The organism is Vibrio sp. 1249-1 (genome assembly GCF_033340495.1).
In genome coordinates, this window is the sequence record NZ_JAWOWJ010001235.1 from 1 (window position 1) to 504 (window position 504).

General features: G+C 46.4%; 1 pseudogene. It reads right to left on the reverse strand.

Annotated features, from left to right (window positions below):
• A pseudogene (locus tag R7Z50_RS31450) lies at nt 1–504 on the reverse strand (hypothetical protein); the annotation flags it as partial.

The following is a 504-nucleotide window of genomic DNA, read 5'->3' on the forward strand; positions in this document are numbered from 1 at the left end:
AGTCTCTGTTTCTAAACGAACTGCCAATCTCGTCGAGACGTGTTTTTGTTTCCCTACCGGCTCTTGGCTTAACCTCCTCAGGGAGGTTCTGGAACGTCTCAACAACCTTTTCCTGTTCTTCCATCGCCAGATCAATATCTAGATCGTCCTCCAAAAGCTCTGTAAAGTACTTTTCTCTCGCCTCGATAAATTCATCGAGTTTTTCTTTAAAATCGCTCTCGATCGCTCTAAGGCGCTCCTGCGCGGCTTGGTTAGCGAGTTCCAGAGCCTCAAGTTTTTGCTCGTTTTTTTTCAGGGCGCGCTTAACGTGCTGCGATTTTTCGAGGTGTTTGGCTTTGGTAAGCTCCTTGCTTGTTCCTCGTTCAAACCCAAGGTGCTTAAGGTGCTTCGCTGCAATGTCCTGCTGTTTTGACCAAATAGAGTCTTTGCCTCTAGTTTGGTAGAGCGACAACGGCGCTCTACCCTTTAACGGAATCTCAATCGTTTCTTTTTTAATATTCCCAG